This window comes from Pseudomonas sp. PDM25 (genome assembly GCF_019219045.1).
Lineage (GTDB): Bacteria > Pseudomonadota > Gammaproteobacteria > Pseudomonadales > Pseudomonadaceae > Aquipseudomonas.
This window is the reverse complement of sequence record NZ_JAHUWL010000009.1, coordinates 241363-264120: the sequence shown is the minus strand read 5'-3', so window position 1 is coordinate 264120 and position 22758 is coordinate 241363. Positions and strand designations below refer to the sequence as shown.

The following is a 22758-nucleotide window of genomic DNA, read 5'->3' as shown; positions in this document are numbered from 1 at the left end:
ACTGACGTGTAAGCCGGATCTTGCGATCCGAAGGCCTGCAGGGTAAAACCTCGAGTTAACTTGAGGTCAAGGGGCATTTTTTAAATGATCACCTCGGAAAATCTGCACAAGGAACTCACCGTCGGCCAAGTGGCTGCGCGCAGCGGTGTCGCGGTCACGGCGCTGCACTTTTACGAATCCAAGGGTTTGATCAAAAGTAATCGCAACCTGGGCAACCAGCGGCGTTATCCACGGGAAGTGTTGCGACGGGTGGCGTTGATCAAAGTGGCTCAGCGATTGGGCATTCCGTTGTCGGAGATTGGCGAGGCACTCAAGTCCCTGCCGGATAACCGCGCCCCGACGGCGGCGGACTGGAAGGTGTTGTCGGCGCAGTGGAGTCGGGATCTGGATGAGCGGATCAATCAGCTGACCTTGCTGCGGGACAAGCTCAATGGCTGCATTGGCTGTGGGTGTCTGTCGATGGAGGCGTGTCCGTTGCGCAACTTTGGCGATGTGCTTGGGGAACAGGGACCGGGGCCGCAGCTGTTGTAATGATCGTTCCCACGCTCTGGTGGGAATGCAGCCGCGGGCGGTGATCTTTTTTTGTGAACTTGGTGAATGCCGAGGATCAAAATCAAGACATCGCCATTTTTGGCAGCACCTACACTTATTGGTCCAGCTGAAAAGCGGCGAAGTGAAATCTTCCATCTACAAAAAAATCAGGGAGAACGATCATGAGCGTCAAACCTATTCCAGAGGGTTATCACAGCATCACCCCGTATCTGGGCATTCAAAAAGCGGCCGAAGCCATCGAGTTCTACAAGAAAGCCTTTGGCGCCACCGAAGTCATGCGCCTGTCCATGCCCGATGGCGGCATCGGCCACGCCGAACTGCGTATCGGCGATTGCCCGATCATGCTTGGCACGCCATGCGATCAGGGTCCGCTGAGCAATCCGGACAAGTCGCCGTCCGTAGGTCTGCATCTGTATGTGAACGATGTGGACAAGTCTTATAAACAGGCGATTGCGGCTGGCGGCACCGTGGTGTCCGAGGTCAAGGATCAGTTTTATGGCGACCGCTCGGGGACTTTGAAGGATCCCTATGGGCATCTGTGGTTTCTGGCCACGCGCAAGGAGGATCTGACTCAGCAACAGATCGAGCAGCGGGCGAAGGAGATGTTCAGCCAGGGTTGATCCAATGATAGTTTCCACAGGGGATTGGCTGTGTACACAGAATTAACGTTCAACACCGATCCACTGTGGGAGCGGGCTTGCTCGCGAAGGCGGCCTCACAAACAACACACATTCCAGATATGAAAAAGCCCGCTGACCTTTCTTGGTTCAGCGGGTTTCTTTTTGCGCGGTGACTCAGTGAGCAGGACGCCGAGGATTTAGACCCTCGATCAGCTTTCTATGAAGGTGGTGTCAGCGCTTTGTGCATGGGAATGGCGTGGAGCCCGGCTACGGCGAAGGTTTCAGCGCAAGGCTGGTAACCCAGATGACGGTAAAACGCTTCACTGGTGCGGGTGCTGTTGAGTCGTGCCTGGCGCAAACCCTGATCGGTCAACCAGCCTTCGAGGTCGCGCACCAGCGCTTGTCCGGCCCCACGACGAAACCATTCCGGTTGCACGTAACAAAACGCCACTTTGCCGCTGATCGCTGCCATCGCGACGCCGACCGGTTTGTCCTGCAAAAGGGCAATGTTCAGGTACAACCGCTCGTCGGCCAGCCAGGGCTGCACGTGGTCGATGGTCTTGTTGTGGGTCCAGGTGGCGACGATGAGCGGATCGTTACGATGGTCGAGCGCGCAACCCACGCGGATGGATCGCTCGACGATCCGGCTGATGATGCCGGCGTCGGCGGGGGTTGCCTTGCAAATGTGTAGGGGGGCATCCATGGCGCTGTTACCTCAATCCATTGAGTCAAAGCTGCTGCCGGGGACGATAGCGCCGTTCGAACCGCCCGACTAATGGAGAGAAGTTACATTTGATGTGCATCGCCGATCCTTGTAGGAGCCGAGCTTGCTCGCGATGGCGTCCGTACAGTCAACATCAACGTTGAATGTGAGGACGCCATCGCGAGCAAGCTCAGCTCCTACAGGGATCGCTCAAACCGGTTGCAACGGCATGGTCAGTTCGACTCGCAATCCGTCCGGCCGGCTGTCGAAATGCAGCGTACAACCGCAGCGCTGGACAATCGCCTGAACAATCGCCAGGCCCAGACCGCAGCCGGTGCTCTGGCCGTTGCGCCAGAAGCGTTGGGTCAAATGTTGCAGATCGTCTTCGGCAACGCCGGGGCCGTGGTCGCGAACCACAAACTGCACGCGGTTGCCGGTGGTTTGCAGGCTCAACTCCACCGCGCCATCACCCGGGGTATGCCGCAGCGCGTTGTCCAGCAGGTTGCGTAGCGCGGCAATCGACAGCACCGCGGGCATTTGCACCGGGGCGTGGGAGATTTTCGGCGGCAGCTGAAATTTGATCCGCTGACGATCACCGCTGGCGGCGTCCTGAATCGCCAGTTTCGCCACCTGCTCGGCGCTGCATTGCACACCGTCATCGAACGACAGACTGCCCTCGACCCGCGCCAGCAACAGCAATTGCTCCAGGGTCCGGTGCAGGCGATCCGCGCCCTCTTCGGCCCGGGCCAAGGATTGATCCCGGGCCGCGCCATCGGTCATGCGCGCCACTTGCAGGTGGGTCTTGATCGCTGTTAGTGGGCTGCGCAATTCATGGGCGGCGTCACCGGTCAGACGGCGTTCCCGTTCGATGGTCTTGCCGATGCGCTGGAACAGCTGATTCTGGGTGTCCAGCAACGGTTGCAGTTCGCTGGGCAGCGGCTGGATTTGCAAGGGTTCGAGAGAATCGGCGCTGCGGCGCATCAAGGCATCACGCATGCGATTCAGCGGCGCCAGCCCCTGGCCGATCCCCAGCCAGAGCAGGCACAGGCAGCCGAGCAAGGCCACGCCCACCGGTACCGAAGCGGCCAGCAGGATCGACATGTTCAGCGCCTCACGCTCGATCTGCCGGTCGGCGGTGGTGATGCGCACGTCGCCGCGGGCCAGGGTGAAACTGCGCCACGGCGCACCGTCGATCATCTGGTCGTGGAAGCCCATCTTCTCGGCTTCCAGGGTTTGTTGCGGATCGGTGTGACTGCGGGCGAGGATTTCGCCACGTAGCGAACTGACCTGACAGGCCATGCCACCAGGGATATTCAGTTGTTCAGCGCTGAAATGGGTGCCTTCGCCCTTGCTCGGCAATGGCGGCAATTGCTCCATCAGGCCGGCGACCATCCGCGCCGAAGCCACCAGGCGCTGGTCGAGGGAAAACATCATCTGATTGCGCAGGTCGCTGAGCATCCAGGCCGCCGCCAACGCCCAGATCAGGGCAAAAGCGGCGCCGAGTGTCAGGCTCAGGCGCAAACGCAGGCTCATCACTTTTTCAATTCCTCTGCGCCATCGGCCGGCCCCAGGCGATAGCCCAGGCCGCGCACCGTCTCGACAATGCCATTGCCGAGTTTGCGCCGCAGGTGATGGATATGCACATTGAGAGCGTTGCTTTCCAGCTCATCGTTAAAACCATAAACGCTGTCTTTCAGTTGCTCGGTCGACAGCACGCGGCCCCGGTTATGCAACAAAGCCTGCAACAGCGACTGCTCACGACGGGAAAGGTCCACCGGCTGGCCGCCAAGCATGGTTTCGCGGCTGCTTGGGTCGTAGGTCAGACGACCGTGCTCGATCAGGTTGACGCTACGCCCCGCCACCCGTCGCAGCAGGGTGTGCAGGCGCGCGGCGAGTTCGCGCAGGTCGAAAGGCTTGAGCAAGTAATCGTCGGCACCGGCTTGCAAGCCGTCAACGCGGTCGGTGACTGAATCCCGGGCGGTGAGGATCAGCACCGGGATTTCCAGACCGCTGTGACGCAATTGCTGCAACAGCTTCAAACCGTCTTCATCGGGCAGACCGAGGTCGAGCACCATCACATCGAACTCGGCGACCTTGAGCATCGCCCGGGCAGACGATGCGGTGGCGACATGCTCTACCGTCAGGCCTTGAGCGGTGAGGCCGGCGACAATGCCGCTGGCGATCAACTCGTCGTCTTCGCAAACCAGTACGTGCATGGTGAGACCTGTTGAAAAAAAGGTGATTAGGCCGGGGGCCGATTAAGCGGACATTATGCCGCAAGCGCCATTGCCACAAGGCCACTGTGGTTAATCATCGGTTAATCGCCGCCTCCCATTGTGCACCTCACTTGCACAGGGATAAGGCTTACCCATGCGTCGACTGTTTTTGTTTTTTGTTCTCTTGATCTCGGGTGTGGCCCAGGCAGGGACCAATCCGTTCGAGACCAAACCTGAATTTTTGCCGGTGGAAAAAGCGTTCGTCTTCACGTCCGAGCGACTTGAGTCGGGCGAAACCCAGCTCTATTGGCAGATCGCCGACGGCTATTACCTGTATCAGAAACGCCTGAAATTCGATGGCTTGCCCGCTGAGCACCATCCCGCATTACCTGAAGGCGAAGCGCACAGCGATGAGTTCTTCGGCGAACAGCAGGTCTATCGTCAGGGTCTGGAACTGAAGATTCCGGCCGGTGCCGCCGGGCAAGTCAAAGTGGGCTTCCAGGGCTGTGCCGACGCCGGTTTGTGTTATCCGCCGCACACTCAGGTCGTGGATCTGGGCGGCACATCCGCTATCGCTGCAACAAACGAAGCACCGGACCAAGCCCTGGCCAGCGGCCTGCAACAACGGGCGCTGGGCTGGAGTTTGCTGGTGTTCTTCGGTCTGGGACTGTTGCTGGCCTTCACGCCTTGCTCGTTGCCGATGCTGCCGATTCTGGCCGGTTTGATCGTCGGCAGTGGCGCCACACCCAAGCGCGGTTTCGCCTTGGCCACCAGCTACGTCGTGAGCATGGCGCTGGTGTATGCGGCGATGGGCGTGCTGGCCGCAATGCTCGGGGCAAATTTGCAGGCGTTGTTGCAAAACCCTTGGTTGCTGGGCAGTTTCGCGGCTGTATTTGTGTTGCTGGCGTTGCCGATGTTCGGCTTCTTCGAGTTGCAACTGCCGGTGGCCGTGCGTGATCGATTGGAAAATGTCTCGCGCAATCAACGCGGCGGCAGCCTGTTCGGTGCCGGTGTGTTGGGCGCTTTGTCCGGTTTGCTGGTGGGTCCGTGCATGACCGCCCCGCTGGCGGGCGCCTTGCTCTACATCGCGCAAAGCGGCAATGCGCTGCATGGCGGGCTGATTCTGTTCACCATGGGCATCGGTATCGGTGTACCGCTGCTGTTGTTGGTCACCGTCGGCAATCGCTTCCTGCCCAAACCCGGCGCGTGGATGAACCTGCTCAAGGGCGTATTTGGTTTCCTGTTCCTCGCCACCGCGTTGCTGATGCTGCGCCCCGTGCTGGACGAATCACTGTGGATTGGTCTGTGCGGTGCGTTGCTGTTGATTGCCGCGTACAGCGCCTGGAAGCAGTCGGAAGGTTTCGGTCGCGTCGCCCATGTGTTCGGCGCCAGCTCACTCTTGCTGGGTATGTGGGGCAGCCTGCTGATGATCGGCGCCGCCGGCGGCAGCGATGACTTGGTGAAGCCATTGCAGGTCTACAGCGCTGCAAATTCCAGCAGCGCCGTCAACCCGGTCGGGCACGACGCATTCACCACGATCAAGGATCCGGCAGCTCTGCAACGGGAGCTCGATGCGGCACAGGCTCAAGGCCAATGGGTGCTGCTGGACTACTACGCCGACTGGTGCGTGTCGTGCAAGGTCATGGAAAAACAGGTGTTCGGCAAAGCCCACGTACTGGAGGCCTTGAGCGATGTGCGCTTGCTACGGCTGGATGTCACCGCCGACAATGCCGCCAGCCGCGAACTGCTCGGCCGTTATAAAGTGCCGGGGCCACCGAGCCTGCTGTGGATCGGCGCCGACGGCATCGAGCGTCGCAGCCAGCGCATCACCGGTGAGGTCGATGCCGGCACCTTTCTGCAACGCTGGACCACTACCCGAGACGCCCGTTAATGCTGACCTTTACCCTCGGCACTTTTGCCATCGCGCTTAATCACCTGCTGCTGATCAGTGCCCTGGCGCTGGCGACCTTCGTCGGCTGGCGGGTGGCCAAGCGCGGCGGCGAGAATCCGGAGTCGGTGCTGTTCAGCCTGTTCCTGCTGGGCTTGCTGGCTGCCCGGGTCGGTTTCGTGGCCGTTTACTGGGCCCATTATCGCAATGACCCCTGGCAGATCATCGACCTGCGCGACGGCGGTTTCCTCGCCTGGCCCGGTGTGATCGTGCTGCTGCTGGCCGCGTTGTATCGAGGCTGGCGCCGCCCGGGCTTGCGCCGGCCGTTGGGCTTTGGCGTGGCCAGCGGCCTGGCGTTCTGGTTGCTGGCGACCTTCTCCCTGACCCTTTACGAACAAGGCACACGCCTGCCGGAAATCACCCTGCGCAATGCCGCCGGTGAAACCGTGCAACTGGCGGACTACAAGGGCGGCCCGTTGGTGATCAATCTCTGGGCCACCTGGTGTCCGCCGTGCCGCCGGGAAATGCCGGTACTGGAAAACGCCCAGCAACACCGTCCGGACCTGACGTTCCTGTTCGTCAATCAGGCTGAAAGCATGCAAAGCGTCAGTACGTTTCTGGAAACCCAGGGCCTGAGCCTGTCCAACGTGCTGTTCGACGGCAGTGGCCGATTGGGCCAGGCCGTCGGCTCCATGGCGTTGCCGACTACGCTGTTCTATAGCCCCGACGGTCGCCTGCTGGGCAGCCATCTGGGCGAGCTGTCGGAAGCGAGCCTGGCCCGCGCCCTGGAAAACTTCGACACCCCGAATCCTGCCGTACCGGCCACCTCTTCAAGGAAACTGCCATGCCCCGCCTCCTTCACCTGCTGACGTTGACCCTGGGCGCCGCCCTGCTGCATTTACCGTCAGTGCAGGCCGCCGAAGAATTGCCCGAAGCGATCAAGAAAATCGAAGCCAAGGGAGCGAAAATCGTCGGCCAATTCGACGCACCCGACGGCTTGCGCGGTTATGCGGCGCAGTACCAGAACCGGGGCATGGCGTTGTACCTGACCCCGGATGGCAAGCACGTGCTGCTCGGCAATCTGTACGACGCCGACGGCAACGACCTGAGCAGCGCGCCGTTGCAGAAGCTGGTTTACGCGCCGCTGGCCAAGGAAATCTGGGGCAAGCTGGAAGCCAGCAACTGGATCGGCGACGGGAAGAAAGATGCCCCGCGGATCGTGTACCTGTTCAGCGATCCGAACTGCCCTTATTGCAATATGTTCTGGGAACAGGCGCGGCCATGGGTCGAGGCGGGCAAGGTGCAGTTGCGGCACATCATGGTCGGCATCATTCGCGAAGACAGTCCGGGGAAATCGGCTGCACTGCTGGCCGCCAAGGATCCGCAGAAAGCGCTGGAAGACCATGAGAAATCAGGCAAGGACAGCTCGCTAAAAGCCCTGAAAAACGTGCCCCCGGCGATTCAGGCGAAGCTGGCGGCCAACATGCAGTTGATGGAAGACCTGGAGCTGCAGGCCACCCCGGCAATTTTCTACATGGACGGCAAGGGCGAGCTGCAACAACAGCAAGGCGCGCCGTCGCCGGACAAGCTGGTGCAAATTCTCGGGCCTAAGTAGCTCTTTCTGATAGGGCGTTGGTGGATTCACTGACGTCTTCGCGAGCAAGCCCGCTCCCACAGGGGAATGCATTCCAATGTGGGAGCGAGCCTGCTCGCGATTGCGTCTATGTGACCAACTAATTTCTCTGCGCTAGAAACTCAAGCAGCGTCTCGGTGACAAACTGCGGATTCTCCAGATTGGAGATATGCCCCGCTTCCGGCACCAGCAAAAATGGGCAACCGATCAACCCGGCCATCTCCCTTGTCTCCGATGGCGGTCGCGGTTTGTCCTGATCACCGCACATCAGCAGCGTGGTGTCAGGATTCAACTCGCCCAGTCGCGGCAACAGATCATCGCGCCCAAACGTAATTCGCCCCATCGGCACGATGCTCTCACGCAGACGCTCTGGCGACAGCGCGGCCAGTTTGGCGCGGAAGTCCTGATACAGCGCCGACTGCGGATCGATGCCCGGACGGAAGAAGATCGGCACGACGATATCGAGTAACTGTGGCGCGATCACGCCGGCGTCTTCGATCTGTTTGAACAGCGAGAAATAGTATTGGCGAGTCGGTTCCGGCTCGACGCCGACGTAGGTGTCCATCAGCACCAGACCGTTGATGCGCTGCGGCGCCGACAGCGCCAGACGCACGCCCCACATGCCACCGACTGAAAGACCGACCAGCGTGACACGGTCGATGTCCAGGTGATCGAGCAACGCCAGTGCCTGGCGCGCAATGTCATCCAGCGAGTGCGTACCTTGGGGTAGCGGCCCGGATTCACCGTGGCCCCAGAGGTCCAGAGCAATTACCCGGTAATGCTGCGACAGAGCGGCGATCTGCGGCGCCCACATGGCCTGGTCCCACAGATAACTGCCGGCCAGCAGAACGGCAGGGCCGGTGCCTTGATCAATGTAGTGAAGGGGTTGTCCGTCTATTGTTGCGAAGGGCATCAGCTGTCTCCTCACCAAAAATGGAGCAGGCAGACTGGGCTGCGGTGGCTCTACAGTCAACCTTGTGGCGTTTGTGCCAGGGCTTGATCGCCCACGCGCAGGTGGCCAATGCTCTGACCGCGAGGGCTGCCGGCCACGAACAGCGTCGTATTAGTTCAACTTCTCATTTGACAATAATTATCATTAAGAATAATTTGTCGCTCGATGTGTTGGACGGCCCAGCCCCCGCTTGCCGTCCTGCCAACCTATTTGCAGCAAGGTGATTTCCAATGACGGAACAAGTGTCCACAAGCACGTGCGATTCACCGCTACTTCAGGCATTCGTCGACAATCGACTGATTCTGGTCACGATCGCAGCCCGCATTACCGGCTGCCGGTCGCGTGCAGAAGACGTGGTGCAGGATGCGTTCTTCCGGCTGCAATCAGCGCCGCAGATCACGTCCTCGTTCAAGGCTCAGCTCAGCTACCTGTTTCAGATCGTGCGCAATCTGGCGATCGATCACTACCGCAAACAGGCGCTGGAGCAGAAGCACTCGGGCCCTGAAGAGGAAGGCCTGAACGTGGTGATTCAAGGTGCTTCGCCGGAAACCTCGCACATCAACTTCTCGACGCTGCAACACATCGCCGACGCGCTGACCGAGCTGCCCAGCCGCACCCGCTACGCTTTCGAGATGTATCGCCTGCACGGCGTGCCGCAAAAGGACATCGCCAAGGAGCTTGGCGTCTCGCCGACCCTGGTGAACTTCATGATTCGCGATGCGCTGGTTCATTGCCGCAAGGTGTCGGGGAGTCGTGTGGATGCTTTTGCTCGTCGTTAATATCTGAAATTTGCGTCGCGGTGATTTTCCTCACCCTCGAATCAGGGCTTACCCACCGGTACCAGGGCAATTTTGTAGGGATCGAAAATCTTCAGCATTTGGCCGTTATCCCTCAACCCCTGCAGCAATTTGGCAAACGTCTCGCCGCTGATCGGTGCCATCGGGCGGAGGATGGCGTAGTGGTGATAGACCTGATCGATGCGTTGCGACACCAGCAACTGCTCGCCGACTTTCTCGTTACGCAGCAGATAATCGCTCAGATAGGAGCGAGTCACCAAGGCAATATCCGCTCGTCCACGCAGCACCATCAGCAAGTTGCTGTCGTGGGAATAGGTCAGCGTGGCGTTGTAGGAGTCGGCCAGATACTTGGGATCGGCATTGAAATTGGCAAACTCGTAGTGATAGCCGCTGTACAGCGCCAAGCGCTTGCCCGCCAGGTCCTTGAAGTAATTCTCGTCGCGATCGGGTTTCTTCTGCGCGACAAAGATTTCTGCATCTTCCAGGCCCATGTCGACGTCGGTATGCGGAATATCCTTCCAGCCCCAGTCCGGGTTCTCGAAAATCGCCATATCGACCCGGCCTTCCTTGAAGTCGTTGAAACGTCGAGGAATGGAGGTGGGCACCAATACAAACTGATAATCGGTTTGCAACTGATTCAGCGCTTCCACCAGTTGCGGCAACAGACCGGTGTCGGCACCGGACTCCGGGCGCACGGTATAGGGTGGAAAATGCGCGGCACCGACCCGCACCTGTTGTGCAGCCTGAGACGGCAACACGAAGCACACCGCAAGCGTCGCTAGCAAAAGCCGCGAAGCCGTCCGAATTGGCGAAGACATCAAAACAATCCACTCCCCAAAAAAATACGCTTCAATGCATTCAAGCTAGGCGGTTTCCGCGACTTAGCCAGTTTCCTTTGACCTGAACAAACTATTGCTTCTCTTCCAGCACCAGAATCAACGCCTCATCGGCCAATTGATCGAGGCTCATGCTGCCGCCTGCGCGAAACCAGGTGGTGGTCCAGGACAATGCACCGGTCAGAAAACGGCGGGTGATGAACACATCCCCGCGGATAAAACCGGCCTCTTTGGCCTCACCCAGCACCTGAAGCCAGAGTTCTTCATAAATGTCGCGCAGCGCCAACACCTGCGCCTGCCCGTCTGCGGACAGCGAACGCCATTCATACACCAACACCGCCATGGCCTCGCCGCTGCCGCCCATGATCGACTGCAATTCACAACGAATCAGCGCCAGTACCCGCTCGCGCACACTGCCGGCTTCGGCCAGGGCTGCACGCATCAACGCAGTGTTATAGCGAATGGTTTCTTCCATCACCGCCCGCAGGATCTCGTCCTTGCTCTTGAAGTGATGAAAAATACTGCCGGACTGAATCCCCACGGCGCCGGCCAGATCGCGCACGGTGGTGCGTTCGTAACCTTTGTTGCGGAACAGGTGAGCCGCCACTTGCAGCAGTTTGCCGCGGGCGCTGTCCGGGTCGGTCAATTGGCCGCTGTCGACCAATTCGCGCATCACCCTCAGGGCTTTTTGCTCGTCCACCCGTTCTCTCCTACAGTCGATCAATCAAGTACGCCGCTCGCCGCTAAACCTGCGGGGTTGCGCGGGCAATTTAAGCTGGCCGGCGCGACCAAGCAAGCGCTCGGGCAGAAGATATTTATGCCGTTTACAAACCAAGCGCTTGCTTGGTAGTCTCGATGCACTTCTATCGCAGGTGAGTATGGAGTTGACTGTGCCCAAAACAATCCGCATCGGTTGCGCCAGCGCCTTTTGGGGCGACACCTCGACCGCCGCCGCGCAATTGGTAGAAGGTGGGCGTCTGGATTATCTGGTCTTCGATTATCTGGCCGAGGTTACGATGTCGATCATGGCCGGTGCGCGGATGAAAGACCCTCTGGCCGGTTACGCCAGCGACTTCATCGAAGTCCTCAGCCCGCTGTTGGCTCAACTGGCCGAACAGAAAATCCGCGTCATCAGCAACGCCGGCGGGGTCAATCCGCAAGCCTGCGCCGCCGCCCTCCAAGCGGCCTGCGACAAGGCCGGAGTGGCGCTGAAAATCGCCGTGCTGCTGGGCGATGACTTGCAGCCGCAACTCAAACAGCTGAGCCGCCGCGGTATCCATGAAATGTTCAGCGGCGCCCCTCTGCCGCCGATGTGTGTCTCGACCAACGCCTACCTCGGCGCACCGGGCATCGTCGAAGCCCTGCGGCAGGGCGCCGACATCGTCATCACCGGACGCGTGGTCGACAGCGCCGTGGTCAGCGCCGCGCTGGTGCATGAATTCGGCTGGTCCTGGCACGACTACGACAAACTCGCCCAGGCCGCATTGGCCGGGCACCTGATCGAATGCGGCGCCCAGTGCACCGGCGGCAACTTTACCGATTGGCGCGAGGTGCCCGACTACGAACACATCGGCTTCCCCATCGTCGAAGTCAACGCCGACAGCCAGTTCATCGTCAGCAAACCCGAAGGCTCCGGCGGACTGGTCACACCCCTGACGGTCGGCGAGCAGATGCTGTATGAAATCGGTAACCCGCAGGCGTATCTGCTGCCGGACGTGGTCTGCGATTTCACTGAAGTCAAACTCGTGCAACAAGGCAAAAACGCGGTCCAGGTGCACGGCGCAAAAGGCTTGCCACCGACCGATCAGTACAAGGTCAGCGCGACGTACCCGGACGGTTTCCGCTGCACCGCCAGTTGCCTGATCGCCGGGATCGATGCGGTCGACAAGGCGCGTCGAGTCAGCGAAGCCATCATCAACAAGACCTCGGAAATCTTCAGTCAGCGCGGTTGGCCACCCTACAGCGAAGTGAACATCGAACTGCTCGGCAGCGAGGCCACTTACGGCCCCCACGGTCAGCGTCAGGACAGCCGTGAAGTGGTGATCAAACTCGCGGTGCGCCATCCGGGGAAACAGGCGTTGATTGTGTTCTCCCGGGAGATCGCCCAGGCCGCCACCGGCATGGCGCCAGGGCTGACCGGGATTGTCGGTGGACGGCCGACGGTGTATCCGCTGATCCGGCTGTTCTCGTTCCTTATCGACAAAACCGCCTGCACGCTGGACATTGATATCAAGGGCCAGCGCCACCCCTGCGCCTTGCCCGCCGTTGATGTGCTCGACACCGCCGACCTGCCCGTGGCGTGCGCCCCACCGAAACCCTCTGGCCGGGCCGATGCCAGCGTGGCCCTGGTCAAACTCGCCGTGGCGCGCTCCGGTGACAAGGGTAACCACAGCAACATCGGCGTCATGGCCCGCGAGCCGGAGTACCTGCCGTGGATTGCCGAAGCCTTGACGCCGGCAGTGATCGTCGACTGGATGAGTCATGTCCTCGACCCGATCCACGGACGTGTCGAACGCTGGTACCTGCCGGGCACCCACAGCCTTAATTTTCTGCTGGAAAACGCCCTGGGAGGCGGTGGCGTGGCCAGCCTGCGGATCGATCCGCAAGGCAAAGCCTTCGCCCAGCAACTGCTGGAAATCCAGATCCCGGTGCCTCAGCGCATCGCCGACCAGGTCAACTAGAGGACTGTCGCCATGGCTTACGATTCGATTTTCAAAGCCGGTTTGTTTGCAGGCCAAAACATCATCGTCACCGGTGGCGGCAGCGGCATCGGCCGTTGCACCGCTCACGAACTGGCGGCCCTCGGCGCCCATGTGCTGCTGCTCGGGCGCAAGGCTGACAAGCTGAAAAACGTCACGGCCGAGATTACCGAAGATGGCGGCAAGGCTGACTGGATGGTCTGCGATATTCGTGAGGAAGAAACAGTCAAGCATGTGATCAGCGAGTTGATCCGCAAGCACGGACCGATTCACGGCCTGGTCAACAATGCCGGCGGGCAGTACCCGTCGCCGTTGGCGTCGATCAATCAAAAAGGCTTCGATACGGTGTTGCGCACCAACCTGATGGGCGGCTTCCTGATGGCCCGGGAAGTGTTCAACCAGTCCATGAGCAAACATGGCGGCGCCATCGTCAACATGCTCGCCGACATGTGGGGCGGCATGCCCGGCATGGGCCACTCGGGCGCGGCGCGTTCAGGCATGGACAACCTCACCAAGACCGCCGCGTTTGAATGGGGTTATGCCGGGGTGCGGGTCAACGCCGTGGCGCCGGGCTGGATCGCGTCCAGTGGCATGGACACCTACGAAGGCGCGTTCAAAGCGGTGATCCCGACCTTGCGCGAGCACGTTCCATTGAAACGCATCGGCACCGAATCGGAAGTCAGCGCGGCGATCGTTTTCCTGCTCAGCCCGGCCGCGGCGTTTATCAGCGGCAGCACCTTGCGCATCGACGGCGCCGCCAGCCTGGGCGGGCGCGCCTGGCCGATACACAAGGCGCAGATCAGCGATTCGTATAACGGTTTCCACCGTGCCTACCTGCCTGACGTGCTCAAGGACAAGGAATAATTCATGCCGGTGATTCAGTCGCAAGTGGACCCGTTCAGTGAACAGTTCGCCCGCAATCGCGCGGCGATGCTGGTCGGCATCGAGCACGTCCGCCAGCTCGAACAGAACTTGCTGAACAAGGCGGCCGAAGCCAAACCCAGGTTCGACAAACGCGGCCAATTATTGCCCCGCGAACGCCTCAATCTGCTGCTGGACCCTGGCGCACCGTTCCTCGAACTGGCGAGCCTGGCGGGCTACAAGCTGCATGACGACAAGGACGGCAGTTCGGCTGGCGGCGGGTTGATCGCCGGGATCGGCTACGTGTCCGGCGTGCGCGTGTTGGTGGTGGCAAACAACAGCGCAATCAAGGGCGGGACCATTTCCCCCAGCGGTTTGAAAAAATCCCTGCGCCTGCAACAGATCGCCATGGAGAACAAACTGCCGGTCATTACCCTGGCCGAAAGCGGTGGCGCCAACCTCAATTACGCGGCGGAGATTTTCGTCGAAGGCGCCCGCAGCTTTGCCAATCAGGCGCGGATGTCGGCCATGGGCCTGCCGCAAATCACCGTGGTCCATGGCTCGGCCACGGCGGGTGGCGCCTATCAGCCAGGGTTGTCGGATTATGTGGTGGTGGTGCGTGGCAAGGCCAAGCTGTTTCTGGCCGGCCCGCCGCTGCTCAAGGCTGCCACCGGCGAAGTCGCCACCGATGAAGCACTAGGGGGCGCCGAGATGCATGCGCAGATCGCCGGCACCGCTGAATACCTGGCCGAGAACGATGCCGACGGCGTGCGCTTGGTGCGCGAGATTGTCGGCCTGCTGCGCTGGAACGATCAGCTGCAATGGCTACCCGAACGTCACTGGGAAGAACCGCTCTACCCCATCGATGAGTTGCTCGGGCTGATTCCCGACGATGCGAAAAAACCTTACGACGTGCGCGAAATCATCGCGCGGATAGCCGACGGCTCGAACTTTCTCGAATTCAAGGGCGAGTTCGATCAGCAAACCGTCTGCGGCCATTTGCAGATTCAAGGCCGCGCCTGCGGGTTCATTGGCAACAATGGGCCGATCACGCCCAAGGGTGCGAGCAAGGCCGCGCAGTTCATTCAGCTCTGCGACCAGAGCAAGACCCCGTTGCTGTTCTTCCACAACACCACCGGGTTCATGGTCGGCACCGAGTCGGAGCAGCAAGGCGTGATCAAACACGGCGCGAAAATGATTCAAGCGGTGGCCAACGCCCGGGTGCCTAAACTGACCATCGTCGTCGGTGGTTCCTACGGCGCCGGCAACTACGCGATGTGCGGCCGCGGCCTCGACCCGCGCTTCATTTTCGCCTGGCCCAACAGCCGCACGGCGGTGATGGGCGGCGCCCAGGCCGGCAAAGTGCTGAGGATCGTCACCGAGGCCAAGCAGGCCAAGGACGGTCTGGTGCCCGACCCGAAAATGCTCGACATGCTGGAACAGGTCACCGCGCAGAAACTCGACAGCCAGTCCACCGCACTGTACGGCAGCGCCAGCCTGTGGGACGACGGGTTGATCGATCCTCGCGATACTCGGACCTTGCTCGGGTACTTGCTGGATATTTGTCATGAGGCTGAAGTGCGGCCGCTGCAATCCAACAGTTTTGGTGTAGCCCGCTTTTGATTAGATCGTTCCCACGCTCTGCGTGGGAATGCAGCCAGGGACGCTCCGCGTCCCAAGAGCGGACGCAGAGCGTGGGAACGATCGGGAAGACACGGCAACGATCCGTTATTCAGGAGAACAATAAGAATGATCTTCAGCCAGGAACACGAAGCACTGCGCCGCACTGTCCGCCAATTCGTCGATCACGAGATCAATCCTCACGTCGAGGAGTGGGAAAAGGCCGGGCGCTTTCCGATCCACGAGCTCTTCCGCAAGGCCGGCGACCTCGGCTTGCTGGGGATTTCAAAACCGGAAAAGTTTGGCGGCATGGGGCTCGATTACAGCTATTCGATCGTCGCGGCTGAAGAGTTCGGCACCATCCACTGCGGCGGCATTCCGATGTCCATCGGCGTGCAGACCGACATGTGCACCCCGGCCCTCGCCCGCTTCGGCTCCGATGAACTGCGTGAAGAGTTCCTGCGGCCGGCGATCACTGGCGAGCAGGTCGGCTGCATCGGTGTTTCCGAAGTCGGCGCCGGTTCCGACGTGGCCGGTTTGAAAACCACCGCCCGTAAAGACGGCGACGACTACGTGATCAACGGCAGCAAGATGTGGATTACCAACTCGCCGAGCGCGGACTTCATCTGCCTGCTGGCCAACACCTCAGACGACAAACCGCACATCAACAAGTCGCTGATCATGGTGCCGATGAACACCCCCGGCATCAGCCTCAGTTCGCACCTGGACAAGCTCGGCATGCGCAGTTCGGAAACCGCTCAGGTGTTTTTCGACAACGTGCGCGTGCCGCAACGCAACCGCATCGGCCATGAAGGCGCGGGGTTCATGATGCAGATGCTGCAGTTCCAGGAGGAACGGCTGTTCGGCGCGGCAAACATGATCAAGGGCCTGGAGTACTGCGTCGACAGCACCATCGAGTACTGCAAGGAACGTAAAACCTTCGGCAGTGCGCTGATCGACAATCAGGTCATCCATTTCCGCCTGGCCGAACTGCAAACCGAAATCGAATGCCTGCGGGCATTGGTCTATCAGGCCACCGAGCAGTACATCAAAGGCCAGGACGTTACCCGTCTGGCGTCGATGGCCAAACTCAAGGCCGGGCGTCTGGGCCGGGAAGTCAGCGACAGCTGCCTGCAATATTGGGGCGGCATGGGCTTCATGTGGGATAACCCGGTGGCCCGCGCTTACCGTGACGTGCGGCTGGTGTCGATCGGCGGCGGTGCCGACGAAATCATGCTGGGGATCATCTGCAAACTCATGGGCATCCTGCCGGGGAAAAACAAATGAGCGCCCTGCCGGTTTGCCAAACCTTGTTGCTGGAGTCGCATAACGGCGTCCTGCACATCACCCTCAACCGCCCCGAAAGCCGCAATGCCATGAGCCTGTTGATGGTCGCGGAACTGCGTGCCGTGCTGTTGGCCGTGCGCGATGACCGTGAGATTCGGGCCTTGGTGATCGGTGGCGCGGGCGGGCATTTTTGCGCCGGTGGCGACATCAAGGACATGGCCAACGCACGCGCTCAAGGCCCGAGTGCCTATCGCGATTTGAATCGCGCGTTCGGTGCGCTGCTGCAAGAGGTGCAACACGCGCCGCAAGTGGTGATCACGGTGCTGCAAGGCGCGGTGCTCGGCGGTGGTTTGGGTCTGGTCTGCGTCAGCGACGTCGCCTTGGCCGATCACCAGGCGCAATTTGGTCTGCCGGAAACCAGCCTCGGTCTGCTACCCGCGCAAATCGCGCCGTTCGTAGTACAGCGCATCGGCCTGACCCAGACTCGCCGACTGGCGCTGACCGCGGCACGTTTCGATGGCACACACGCACGGCGCATGGGCTTGGTGCATTTTGTCGAGCATGACGCGCAAGCGTTGGCCGAGCGTCTCGATGAAATTCTGGCCCATGTGTTGTGCTGTGCGCCGGAGGCCAATGCGACGACCAAAAAGCTGTTGCTCGCGAGTGCCGGACAGCCATCGAATGCGTTGCTGGATGAAGCGGCCGACTGGTTCAGCGAGGCGGTGACCGGGGCTGAAGGTATTGAGGGGACCATGGCCTTCGTGCAAAAGCGTAAGCCGGGCTGGGCGCCTTAAGAGCATCGTCGGAACGCCGCCCGGAGCAAGCCCGCTCCCACAGGGAAATGCATTTCAAATGTGGGAGCGGGCTTGCTCGCGAAGAGGCCATCACATCCACCGCAAACCCCAATGGAATACCCCATGCCCGGACTCAGAAAAATCCTGATCGCCAACCGCGGTGAAATCGCCTGCCGCATCCAGCGCACCGCCCAGGCCCTGGGCTATCGCACGGTCGCGGTGTTCAGCGATGCCGACGCCGATGCCCTGCACGTGCAACTGGCCGACGAAGCCGTGAACATCGGCCCGGCCCCGGTGCAGCAGTCCTATCTGAATATCCCGGCCATTCTCGACGCCGCCCGGCGCACGGGCGCTGACGCCATCCATCCAGGCTACGGCTTCCTCTCGGAAAACGCCGGGTTCGCCCGCGCCTGCCAGGATGCCGGCATCACCTTCATCGGCCCCAGTCCCGACGCCATCGAACTGATGGGCAGCAAACGCCTGTCGAAACTCGCCATGCTCGATGCCGGTGTGCCGTGCATCAAGGGTTATCAGGGCGAAGAACAGGACGACGCCACCCTGAGCCGCGAAGCCGCACGCATCGGCTATCCGCTGATGATCAAGGCCAGTGCCGGCGGTGGCGGACGTGGCATGCGCCTGGTGCACAAGGCCAATGATTTGCTCGAACAACTGCGCACCGCCCGCTCCGAAGCGCTGCATGGGTTTGGCAGTGAGGAACTGATTCTTGAGCAAGCGCTGATCGACCCGCGTCACGTCGAAGTTCAACTGTTCGGCGACCAGCACGGTAACCTGATCTACCTTGGCGAGCGCGACTGCTCGATCCAGCGTCGCCATCAAAAAGTCATCGAAGAAGCGCCCTGCCCGGTGATGACCGCCGAGTTGCGTCAGGCCATGGGCGAAGCGGCGCTCAAGGCAGGTCGCGCAGTGAATTACGTCGGCGCTGGCACCGTCGAGTTCCTGCTGGATGCGCGCGGACAGTTTTACTTTCTGGAGATGAACACCCGACTCCAGGTGGAGCACCCGGTGACCGAATTGATCACCGGCCTCGATCTGGTGGCCTGGCAGTTGCACGTCGCCGAAGGACTGCCGCTGCCCTTGCGACAGGAGCAGGTCCAGCTTAGTGGCCATGCCATGGAAGTCCGTTTGTACGCCGAAGATCCGGCACACGGTTTTCTGCCGCAAACCGGTCGCATCACCGCCTGGGAGCCGGCGTTGCAGAGCGGCGTGCGGATCGATCATGGCTTGATCGAAGGCCAGACAGTCAGCCCGTTTTATGACCCGATGCTGAGCAAGATCATCGCCCACGGCGCCACCCGCGAAGAAGCCCGGCGCAAATTACTGCGGGCGGTGCAGGACAGCGTGCTGCTCGGCGTGCAGAGCAATCAGCGCTTGCTTGCCGACCTGCTCGAACACCCGCAGTTCATCAGTGGCGAATTCAGTACCGGGTTCATCCAGACTCACTTTGCCGAGCATCCTTGCCTGCATGCGCATGTGCCGAGCGCCGAAGAACTGGCCATCGCTGCTGCATTGTTCTATCAGGCCTCGGCGCAGGTTCATCACGCGCCACTGGCCGGTTGGCGCAACAATGCCAGCGTGCCGTTGCTCTATCGAATCGGCCTTGAGGATCAGGATTGGCCGGTGGAATTGAACGCTATGCCAGGTGAACCGTATCGGATTCAAGTCGCCACAACGCCTTTTGAATTGAAGATCATCCAGTGCGACGGACGCTGGGCCAGCCTGGACATCAACGGTATCCGGCGACGTCATGCTTACCGTCTTGAGGCCGGGCAACTCTGGCTGTTCACCCGCCCCGGCAGTGTGCGACTGGTGGACCGGACGCAGGCCTTGGTCAGCAGCCAGGCCAGCGTCAGCTCCGGCACCCTCAAGGCCCCGATGGATGGGGCGATCGTCGACGTGCTGGTGGCTGAGGGCAGCCCGGTCAGTAAAGGCCAGTTATTGGTAGTGCTGGAGGCCATGAAAATGGAGCATCCGCTCAAGTCGGGCATCGACGGCGTGCTCAAACGCTTGCAGGTCAGGGTCGGTGACCAGGTGAAAAATCGTCAGATTTTGTTGGAGGTCGAATAAGCCGCTAGGCGGATCCGCCGGGTTTGGCTACGCTCAAGCCCTATCAGGACGCGGATACCAGGAACCCTGCGATGCCTCACTGGCTGGTCATTGATCTGGAAGCCACCACCGATGAGGGTGGTTGGCCAGTAACAGAAATGGAAATCATCGAAATCGGCGCCACCCTGGTGGACCGAAAAGGCCGAGAACTGGATAGTTTTCAGTGTTTCGTGCGCCCGACACGTCGGCCTTTGCTGACGCCGTTTTGCCGGCAACTGACCCACATCACCCAGGCCAATATCGACGCCGCGCAGCCTCTGAGCGAGGTTTGGGCGTCGTTCGAACACTGGCTCGGCCAGCATCACTCGCGCCTCGAAGGCTGGGTCAGTTGGGGCGATTACGATCGCAAACAGTTGGTTCAGGAGTGGGAGCGCATGCAACTCGACAGCGCCCTGAGCCGGGTGCCGCACATGAACCTCAAACAGCGCTTTGCCAAGGCTCGTCGGCTGGAGCGCCCGCTGGGACTTAACGGTGCGCTGCAACTGGTGGGCATGCAGTTCAGTGGCCAACAACATCGGGCGCTGGAAGATGCGCGCAATACCGCACGATTATTACCACTGGTTCTTCCGTCTTAGAGAGGTGACGCCGGCATGGGCCTTGTGCATACTGGCCGGCCCTTTTCAGCCCTTTTCGAGGAATCGCCCATGTTTAAAGTCAACGAGTACTTCGACGGCACCGTCAAGTCGATCGCCTTTGGCACCGCTGAAGGTCCTGCGACCATCGGCGTCATGGCACCGGGCGAATACGAATTCGGCACCAGCCAGCGTGAAATCATGCACGTGGTGTCCGGCGCCCTGACCGTCAAACTGCCGGACAGCAGCGACTGGGAAACCTTCGCCGCCGGCAGCCAGTTCAACGTGCCCGCCAACAGCAAGTTCCAACTGAAAGTGGCCGTCGACACCGCTTACCTGTGCGAATACCGCGGCTAAAACCCTGGGTTTCACAGCGACAAAAAAAATGCCCGCGTCCTTGGACTCGGGCATTTTTTTTACTCAGCTTGTCTTATTCCAGAACTGTCACCGGCATACCGACTTCAAGTTGGCCATTGCTGTCGTTGACCAGGTTCTGTCCGAACATCGCGCCGTCGGCTTCGGCACGGTATTTCTGCAACGTCGCCAGCGGTTCACGATCTTCGCTGCGCTCGCCGGTTTGCGGATCGATGGTGGTCAGAATGCAGCGTGAACACGACTTGACCACGCGGAACTCGACGTCGCCGATGCGAATGCGCTTCCAGCCATCTTCGGCATACGCCTCACTGCCCTCGATTACCAGGTTGGGCCGAAAGCGCAGCATTTCCAGCGGGCGGCCGACTTTTTGCGACAAGTCCTCCAGTGAGGCCTGTCCGATCAGCAACAGCGGAAAGCCATCGGCGAAGGCCACCTGATCATCGTCCTTGCCGTAGCCGGCCTGGGTGGTCCGTGCGCGATCAAGAGGGACTTGTACCAGGCGAGTCGGTTTGCCAATGAATTCACTGACCCAGGCACCTGCATCGTCACCGGCATCCGGTACACGCAACGTATCGCGCCAAATGGTTACGCCACGCAGTTGCGCTTCGCTGGCAGGCAAGGCGATATCGATCGGAGAGCGGCCCGGCGCGCTGAGGGTCAAGCCACCATCGGCATTCCACAACGCCGACAACTGACTCATCTGCGCCACTGCACGTTGAGTCAGAAAGCGCCCGCTGGCCTCGTCCACCAGCATCCAGCGTCGATCACCGTCCAGGCCCAGCTTGTCGAGGCTGACCTGCTGCAGGATCTCGCCCTTGCCGGATTTCAACGGATAACGATACAGCGCGCTCAGACGCAACATGGCCAGCTCCCTGGTGGATAAAAACGCCACCCTATACGAGCTTGATCGCCGAATCAAAGGCCAAAAACTGTGGGAGCGGGCTTGCTCGCGAAGGGGCCATAACATTCAACATCTTCGTTGACTGTTACACCGCCTTCGTCGGAACGCCGCCCGGACCAAGCCCGCTCCCACATGGACCGTGTTTTGGTCAGGCAGGCACTTCGTCGAGCATCAGACGCTGGCGCACCACATCGACGAGTTTGTCCGGCTGGAATTTGGAGAGGAAGTTGTCGCAGCCGACCTTCTTCACCATCGAGTCGTTGAAGCTGCCGGACAACGAGGTATGCAGAACCACATAAAGGCCACGCAGGCGCGGGTCGTTGCGGATTTCCGTGGTCAGGCGATAACCGTCCATTTCCGGCATTTCCGCGTCGGTGAAGACCATCAGCAGTTTGTCGGTCATGTTCACACCGGTATCGGCCCAGGCCTTGAGCATGTTCAGAGCCTTCAGGCCATCGCTGGCGATGTGCATCTTCACGCCCAATTGACCCAGGGTGTCGCGCAATTGCGACAGGGCCACGTTCGAGTCGTCCACCAGCAGCACTTCACGGCCACGGGCACGTTCCAGAACCGGATCGTCGAGTTTGTCGCGCGATACCTTGGCGTTGTACGGGACGATTTCCGCGAGGACTTTTTCGACGTCGATGATTTCCACCAACTGATCGTCGACCTTGCTGATAGCCGTCAAATAATGCTGACGACCGGCGCTGGCCGGCGGCGGCAGAATGGCTTCCCAGTTCATGTTGACGATACGGTCCACGCCACCGACCAGGAACGCCTGCACCGAACGGTTGTACTCGGTAACGATGATCGTACTGGTCGGGCTTGGCACCAGCGGACGCATACCGATGGCCTGGGACAGGTCGATCACTGGCAGGGTCTGGCCACGCAGATTAACCACGCCGCAGACAAACGGATGACGCTGGGGCATCAGGGTCAGTTTCGGCAGTTGCAGCACTTCCTGCACTTTGAAGACGTTGATCGCGAACAATTGACGTCCGGCCAGCCGGAACATGAGAATTTCCAGGCGATTCTCACCCACCAGTTGCGTGCGTTGGTCTACCGTGTCGAGAATGCCGGCCATCAATGACTCCTGGGCTTGTTCTGATGAATTCACTAAAGGGGGTTATCGGCTGTTTTTGCTAGACCTTGACCCCCGTGTAAAATGCCACGACCAAACATTGATGTCACATTAACATCATGCTTTACTGGCCAGGCAATTTCATCTGCCCCATTGCCTGCCGCGAGACCTCGTTTCGTTCGGTTGGTTCCCCTGTGTAAGGGATTCCCCTAGTAACAATCAGGCCCAACCTGATATTCGCAATATC

22 protein-coding genes are annotated in these 22758 nt (G+C 60.4%); 14 read left to right on the top strand and 8 right to left on the bottom strand.

The genetic code is table 11. From position 1 onward, the window contains the following. The first annotated feature begins 84 nt into the window (after window positions 1-84). The gene (gene soxR, locus KW848_RS19255) at window positions 85-531 is read left to right on the top strand and encodes a redox-sensitive transcriptional activator SoxR (protein ID WP_218537740.1); all 447 of its coding nucleotides are present in this window, start codon (window positions 85-87) and stop codon (window positions 529-531) included. A 182-nt stretch (window positions 532-713) separates the two neighbouring features. Further along, entirely contained in the window at window positions 714-1172 is a 459-nt protein-coding gene (locus KW848_RS19250) for a VOC family protein (RefSeq protein WP_192410923.1), read from the top strand. Between the two features lie 217 nt (window positions 1173-1389). Here KW848_RS19250 and KW848_RS19245 read toward each other — a convergent pair whose 3' ends face one another. The 3 genes from KW848_RS19245 to KW848_RS19235 all read right to left on the bottom strand — a co-directional run bounded on the left by KW848_RS19245 (window position 1390) and on the right by KW848_RS19235 (window position 4091). Continuing rightward, window positions 1390-1875 carry a GNAT family N-acetyltransferase gene (locus KW848_RS19245; protein ID WP_218537739.1) on the bottom strand — a complete coding sequence of 162 codons (486 nt, stop codon included), beginning with the start codon at window positions 1873-1875 and terminating at the stop codon, window positions 1390-1392. 210 nt (window positions 1876-2085) lie between these two features. Next, window positions 2086-3411 carry an ATP-binding protein gene (locus tag KW848_RS19240; RefSeq protein ID WP_218537738.1) on the bottom strand — a complete coding sequence of 442 codons (1326 nt, stop codon included), beginning with the start codon at window positions 3409-3411 and terminating at the stop codon, window positions 2086-2088. Then, on the bottom strand, window positions 3408-4091 hold the full coding sequence (locus KW848_RS19235) for a response regulator (RefSeq protein WP_074878741.1): 684 nt from the start codon (window positions 4089-4091) through the stop codon (window positions 3408-3410). The genes KW848_RS19240 and KW848_RS19235 overlap by 4 nt, the downstream gene beginning before the upstream one ends. Before the next feature lie 154 nt (window positions 4092-4245). On the opposite strand from KW848_RS19235, the gene dsbD reads away from it, so the two are divergent. Genes dsbD through dsbG form a run of 3 tightly spaced genes read left to right on the top strand, consistent with a single transcriptional unit; the run spans window position 4246 to window position 7594 of the window. After that, window positions 4246-5982, top strand: a complete 1737-nt coding sequence (gene dsbD / locus KW848_RS19230) for a protein-disulfide reductase DsbD (RefSeq protein WP_218537737.1) — start codon at window positions 4246-4248, stop codon at window positions 5980-5982. Next, window positions 5982-6848, top strand: coding sequence for a TlpA disulfide reductase family protein (locus tag KW848_RS19225; protein ID WP_218537736.1), 867 nt, complete (start codon window positions 5982-5984; stop codon window positions 6846-6848). The genes dsbD and KW848_RS19225 overlap by 1 nt, the downstream gene beginning before the upstream one ends. Then, window positions 6824-7594 (top strand): thiol:disulfide interchange protein DsbG, encoded by a 771-nt coding sequence (gene dsbG, locus KW848_RS19220; RefSeq protein ID WP_218537735.1) that lies wholly within the window; start codon window positions 6824-6826, stop codon window positions 7592-7594. The genes KW848_RS19225 and dsbG overlap by 25 nt, the downstream gene beginning before the upstream one ends. 118 nt (window positions 7595-7712) lie before the next feature. On the opposite strand, the gene KW848_RS19215 is transcribed toward dsbG, so the two are convergent. Beyond that, window positions 7713-8525 (bottom strand): alpha/beta fold hydrolase, encoded by an 813-nt coding sequence (locus KW848_RS19215; protein WP_218537734.1) that lies wholly within the window; start codon window positions 8523-8525, stop codon window positions 7713-7715. A gap of 269 nt (window positions 8526-8794) precedes the next feature. Here KW848_RS19215 and KW848_RS19210 point away from each other — a divergent pair, with 269 nt between their 5' ends. Then, window positions 8795-9343 carry an RNA polymerase factor sigma-70 gene (locus tag KW848_RS19210; protein WP_218537733.1) on the top strand — a complete coding sequence of 183 codons (549 nt, stop codon included), beginning with the start codon at window positions 8795-8797 and terminating at the stop codon, window positions 9341-9343. A 41-nt stretch (window positions 9344-9384) separates the two neighbouring features. On the opposite strand, the gene KW848_RS19205 is transcribed toward KW848_RS19210, so the two are convergent. Then, complete coding sequence (locus tag KW848_RS19205; protein ID WP_111452343.1) at window positions 9385-10179, bottom strand: ABC transporter substrate-binding protein; 795 nt, start codon at window positions 10177-10179, stop codon at window positions 9385-9387. A gap of 91 nt (window positions 10180-10270) precedes the next feature. Beyond that, a complete protein-coding gene (locus KW848_RS19200; RefSeq protein ID WP_008145910.1) occupies window positions 10271-10897 on the bottom strand; it encodes a TetR/AcrR family transcriptional regulator in 627 nt (208 codons plus the stop codon). A gap of 190 nt (window positions 10898-11087) precedes the next feature. Here KW848_RS19200 and KW848_RS19195 point away from each other — a divergent pair, with 190 nt between their 5' ends. The 8 genes from KW848_RS19195 to KW848_RS19160 all read left to right on the top strand — a co-directional run bounded on the left by KW848_RS19195 (window position 11088) and on the right by KW848_RS19160 (window position 20511). Further along, window positions 11088-12878 (top strand): acyclic terpene utilization AtuA family protein, encoded by a 1791-nt coding sequence (locus KW848_RS19195; protein WP_218537732.1) that lies wholly within the window; start codon window positions 11088-11090, stop codon window positions 12876-12878. A 12-nt stretch (window positions 12879-12890) separates the two neighbouring features. After that, complete coding sequence (locus KW848_RS19190; RefSeq protein ID WP_218537731.1) at window positions 12891-13760, top strand: SDR family oxidoreductase; 870 nt, start codon at window positions 12891-12893, stop codon at window positions 13758-13760. A 3-nt stretch (window positions 13761-13763) separates the two neighbouring features. After that, a complete protein-coding gene (atuC, locus tag KW848_RS19185) occupies window positions 13764-15380 on the top strand; it encodes a geranyl-CoA carboxylase subunit beta (RefSeq protein ID WP_102614787.1) in 1617 nt (538 codons plus the stop codon). Window positions 15381-15506: 126 nt separating this feature from the next. Then, complete coding sequence (gene atuD / locus KW848_RS19180) at window positions 15507-16664, top strand: citronellyl-CoA dehydrogenase (RefSeq protein ID WP_218537730.1); 1158 nt, start codon at window positions 15507-15509, stop codon at window positions 16662-16664. Continuing rightward, window positions 16661-17458 carry an enoyl-CoA hydratase/isomerase family protein gene (locus KW848_RS19175; protein WP_218537729.1) on the top strand — a complete coding sequence of 266 codons (798 nt, stop codon included), beginning with the start codon at window positions 16661-16663 and terminating at the stop codon, window positions 17456-17458. Before atuD ends, KW848_RS19175 begins: the two co-directional genes overlap by 4 nt. Window positions 17459-17581: 123 nt before the next feature. Beyond that, on the top strand, window positions 17582-19543 hold the full coding sequence (locus KW848_RS19170; RefSeq protein ID WP_218537728.1) for an acetyl/propionyl/methylcrotonyl-CoA carboxylase subunit alpha: 1962 nt from the start codon (window positions 17582-17584) through the stop codon (window positions 19541-19543). A gap of 71 nt (window positions 19544-19614) precedes the next feature. Beyond that, window positions 19615-20157, top strand: a complete 543-nt coding sequence (locus KW848_RS19165; RefSeq protein ID WP_218537727.1) for an exonuclease domain-containing protein — start codon at window positions 19615-19617, stop codon at window positions 20155-20157. Window positions 20158-20226: 69 nt separating this feature from the next. Then, a complete protein-coding gene (locus tag KW848_RS19160) occupies window positions 20227-20511 on the top strand; it encodes a pyrimidine/purine nucleoside phosphorylase (protein WP_007940055.1) in 285 nt (94 codons plus the stop codon). A gap of 73 nt (window positions 20512-20584) precedes the next feature. On the opposite strand, the gene KW848_RS19155 is transcribed toward KW848_RS19160, so the two are convergent. Continuing rightward, window positions 20585-21391 (bottom strand): MOSC domain-containing protein, encoded by an 807-nt coding sequence (locus KW848_RS19155; protein ID WP_218537726.1) that lies wholly within the window; start codon window positions 21389-21391, stop codon window positions 20585-20587. 187 nt (window positions 21392-21578) lie between these two features. Further along, window positions 21579-22514, bottom strand: coding sequence for a chemotaxis protein CheV (locus KW848_RS19150; RefSeq protein WP_008145901.1), 936 nt, complete (start codon window positions 22512-22514; stop codon window positions 21579-21581). Window positions 22515-22758 lie beyond the last annotated feature (244 nt).

Bases quoted from the DNA above. Each gene is read 5' to 3' on its own strand.
- soxR (WP_218537740.1), top strand. From the start codon at position 85: ATGATCACCTCGGAAAATCTGCACAAGGAACTCACCGTCGGCCAAGTG.
- KW848_RS19250 (WP_192410923.1), top strand. From the start codon at position 714: ATGAGCGTCAAACCTATTCCAGAGGGTTATCACAGCATCACCCCGTAT.
- KW848_RS19245 (WP_218537739.1), bottom strand. From the start codon at position 1,875: ATGGATGCCCCCCTACACATTTGCAAGGCAACCCCCGCCGACGCCGGC.
- KW848_RS19235 (WP_074878741.1), bottom strand. From the start codon at position 4,091: ATGCACGTACTGGTTTGCGAAGACGACGAGTTGATCGCCAGCGGCATT.
- dsbD (WP_218537737.1), top strand. From the start codon at position 4,246: ATGCGTCGACTGTTTTTGTTTTTTGTTCTCTTGATCTCGGGTGTGGCC.
- KW848_RS19225 (WP_218537736.1), top strand. From the start codon at position 5,982: ATGCTGACCTTTACCCTCGGCACTTTTGCCATCGCGCTTAATCACCTG.
- dsbG (WP_218537735.1), top strand. From the start codon at position 6,824: ATGCCCCGCCTCCTTCACCTGCTGACGTTGACCCTGGGCGCCGCCCTG.
- KW848_RS19215 (WP_218537734.1), bottom strand. From the start codon at position 8,525: ATGCCCTTCGCAACAATAGACGGACAACCCCTTCACTACATTGATCAA.
- KW848_RS19210 (WP_218537733.1), top strand. From the start codon at position 8,795: ATGACGGAACAAGTGTCCACAAGCACGTGCGATTCACCGCTACTTCAG.
- KW848_RS19205 (WP_111452343.1), bottom strand. From the start codon at position 10,179: ATGTCTTCGCCAATTCGGACGGCTTCGCGGCTTTTGCTAGCGACGCTT.
- KW848_RS19190 (WP_218537731.1), top strand. From the start codon at position 12,891: ATGGCTTACGATTCGATTTTCAAAGCCGGTTTGTTTGCAGGCCAAAAC.
- atuC (WP_102614787.1), top strand. From the start codon at position 13,764: ATGCCGGTGATTCAGTCGCAAGTGGACCCGTTCAGTGAACAGTTCGCC.
- atuD (WP_218537730.1), top strand. From the start codon at position 15,507: ATGATCTTCAGCCAGGAACACGAAGCACTGCGCCGCACTGTCCGCCAA.
- KW848_RS19175 (WP_218537729.1), top strand. From the start codon at position 16,661: ATGAGCGCCCTGCCGGTTTGCCAAACCTTGTTGCTGGAGTCGCATAAC.
- KW848_RS19170 (WP_218537728.1), top strand. From the start codon at position 17,582: ATGCCCGGACTCAGAAAAATCCTGATCGCCAACCGCGGTGAAATCGCC.
- KW848_RS19165 (WP_218537727.1), top strand. From the start codon at position 19,615: ATGCCTCACTGGCTGGTCATTGATCTGGAAGCCACCACCGATGAGGGT.
- KW848_RS19160 (WP_007940055.1), top strand. From the start codon at position 20,227: ATGTTTAAAGTCAACGAGTACTTCGACGGCACCGTCAAGTCGATCGCC.
- KW848_RS19155 (WP_218537726.1), bottom strand. From the start codon at position 21,391: ATGTTGCGTCTGAGCGCGCTGTATCGTTATCCGTTGAAATCCGGCAAG.
- KW848_RS19150 (WP_008145901.1), bottom strand. From the start codon at position 22,514: ATGGCCGGCATTCTCGACACGGTAGACCAACGCACGCAACTGGTGGGT.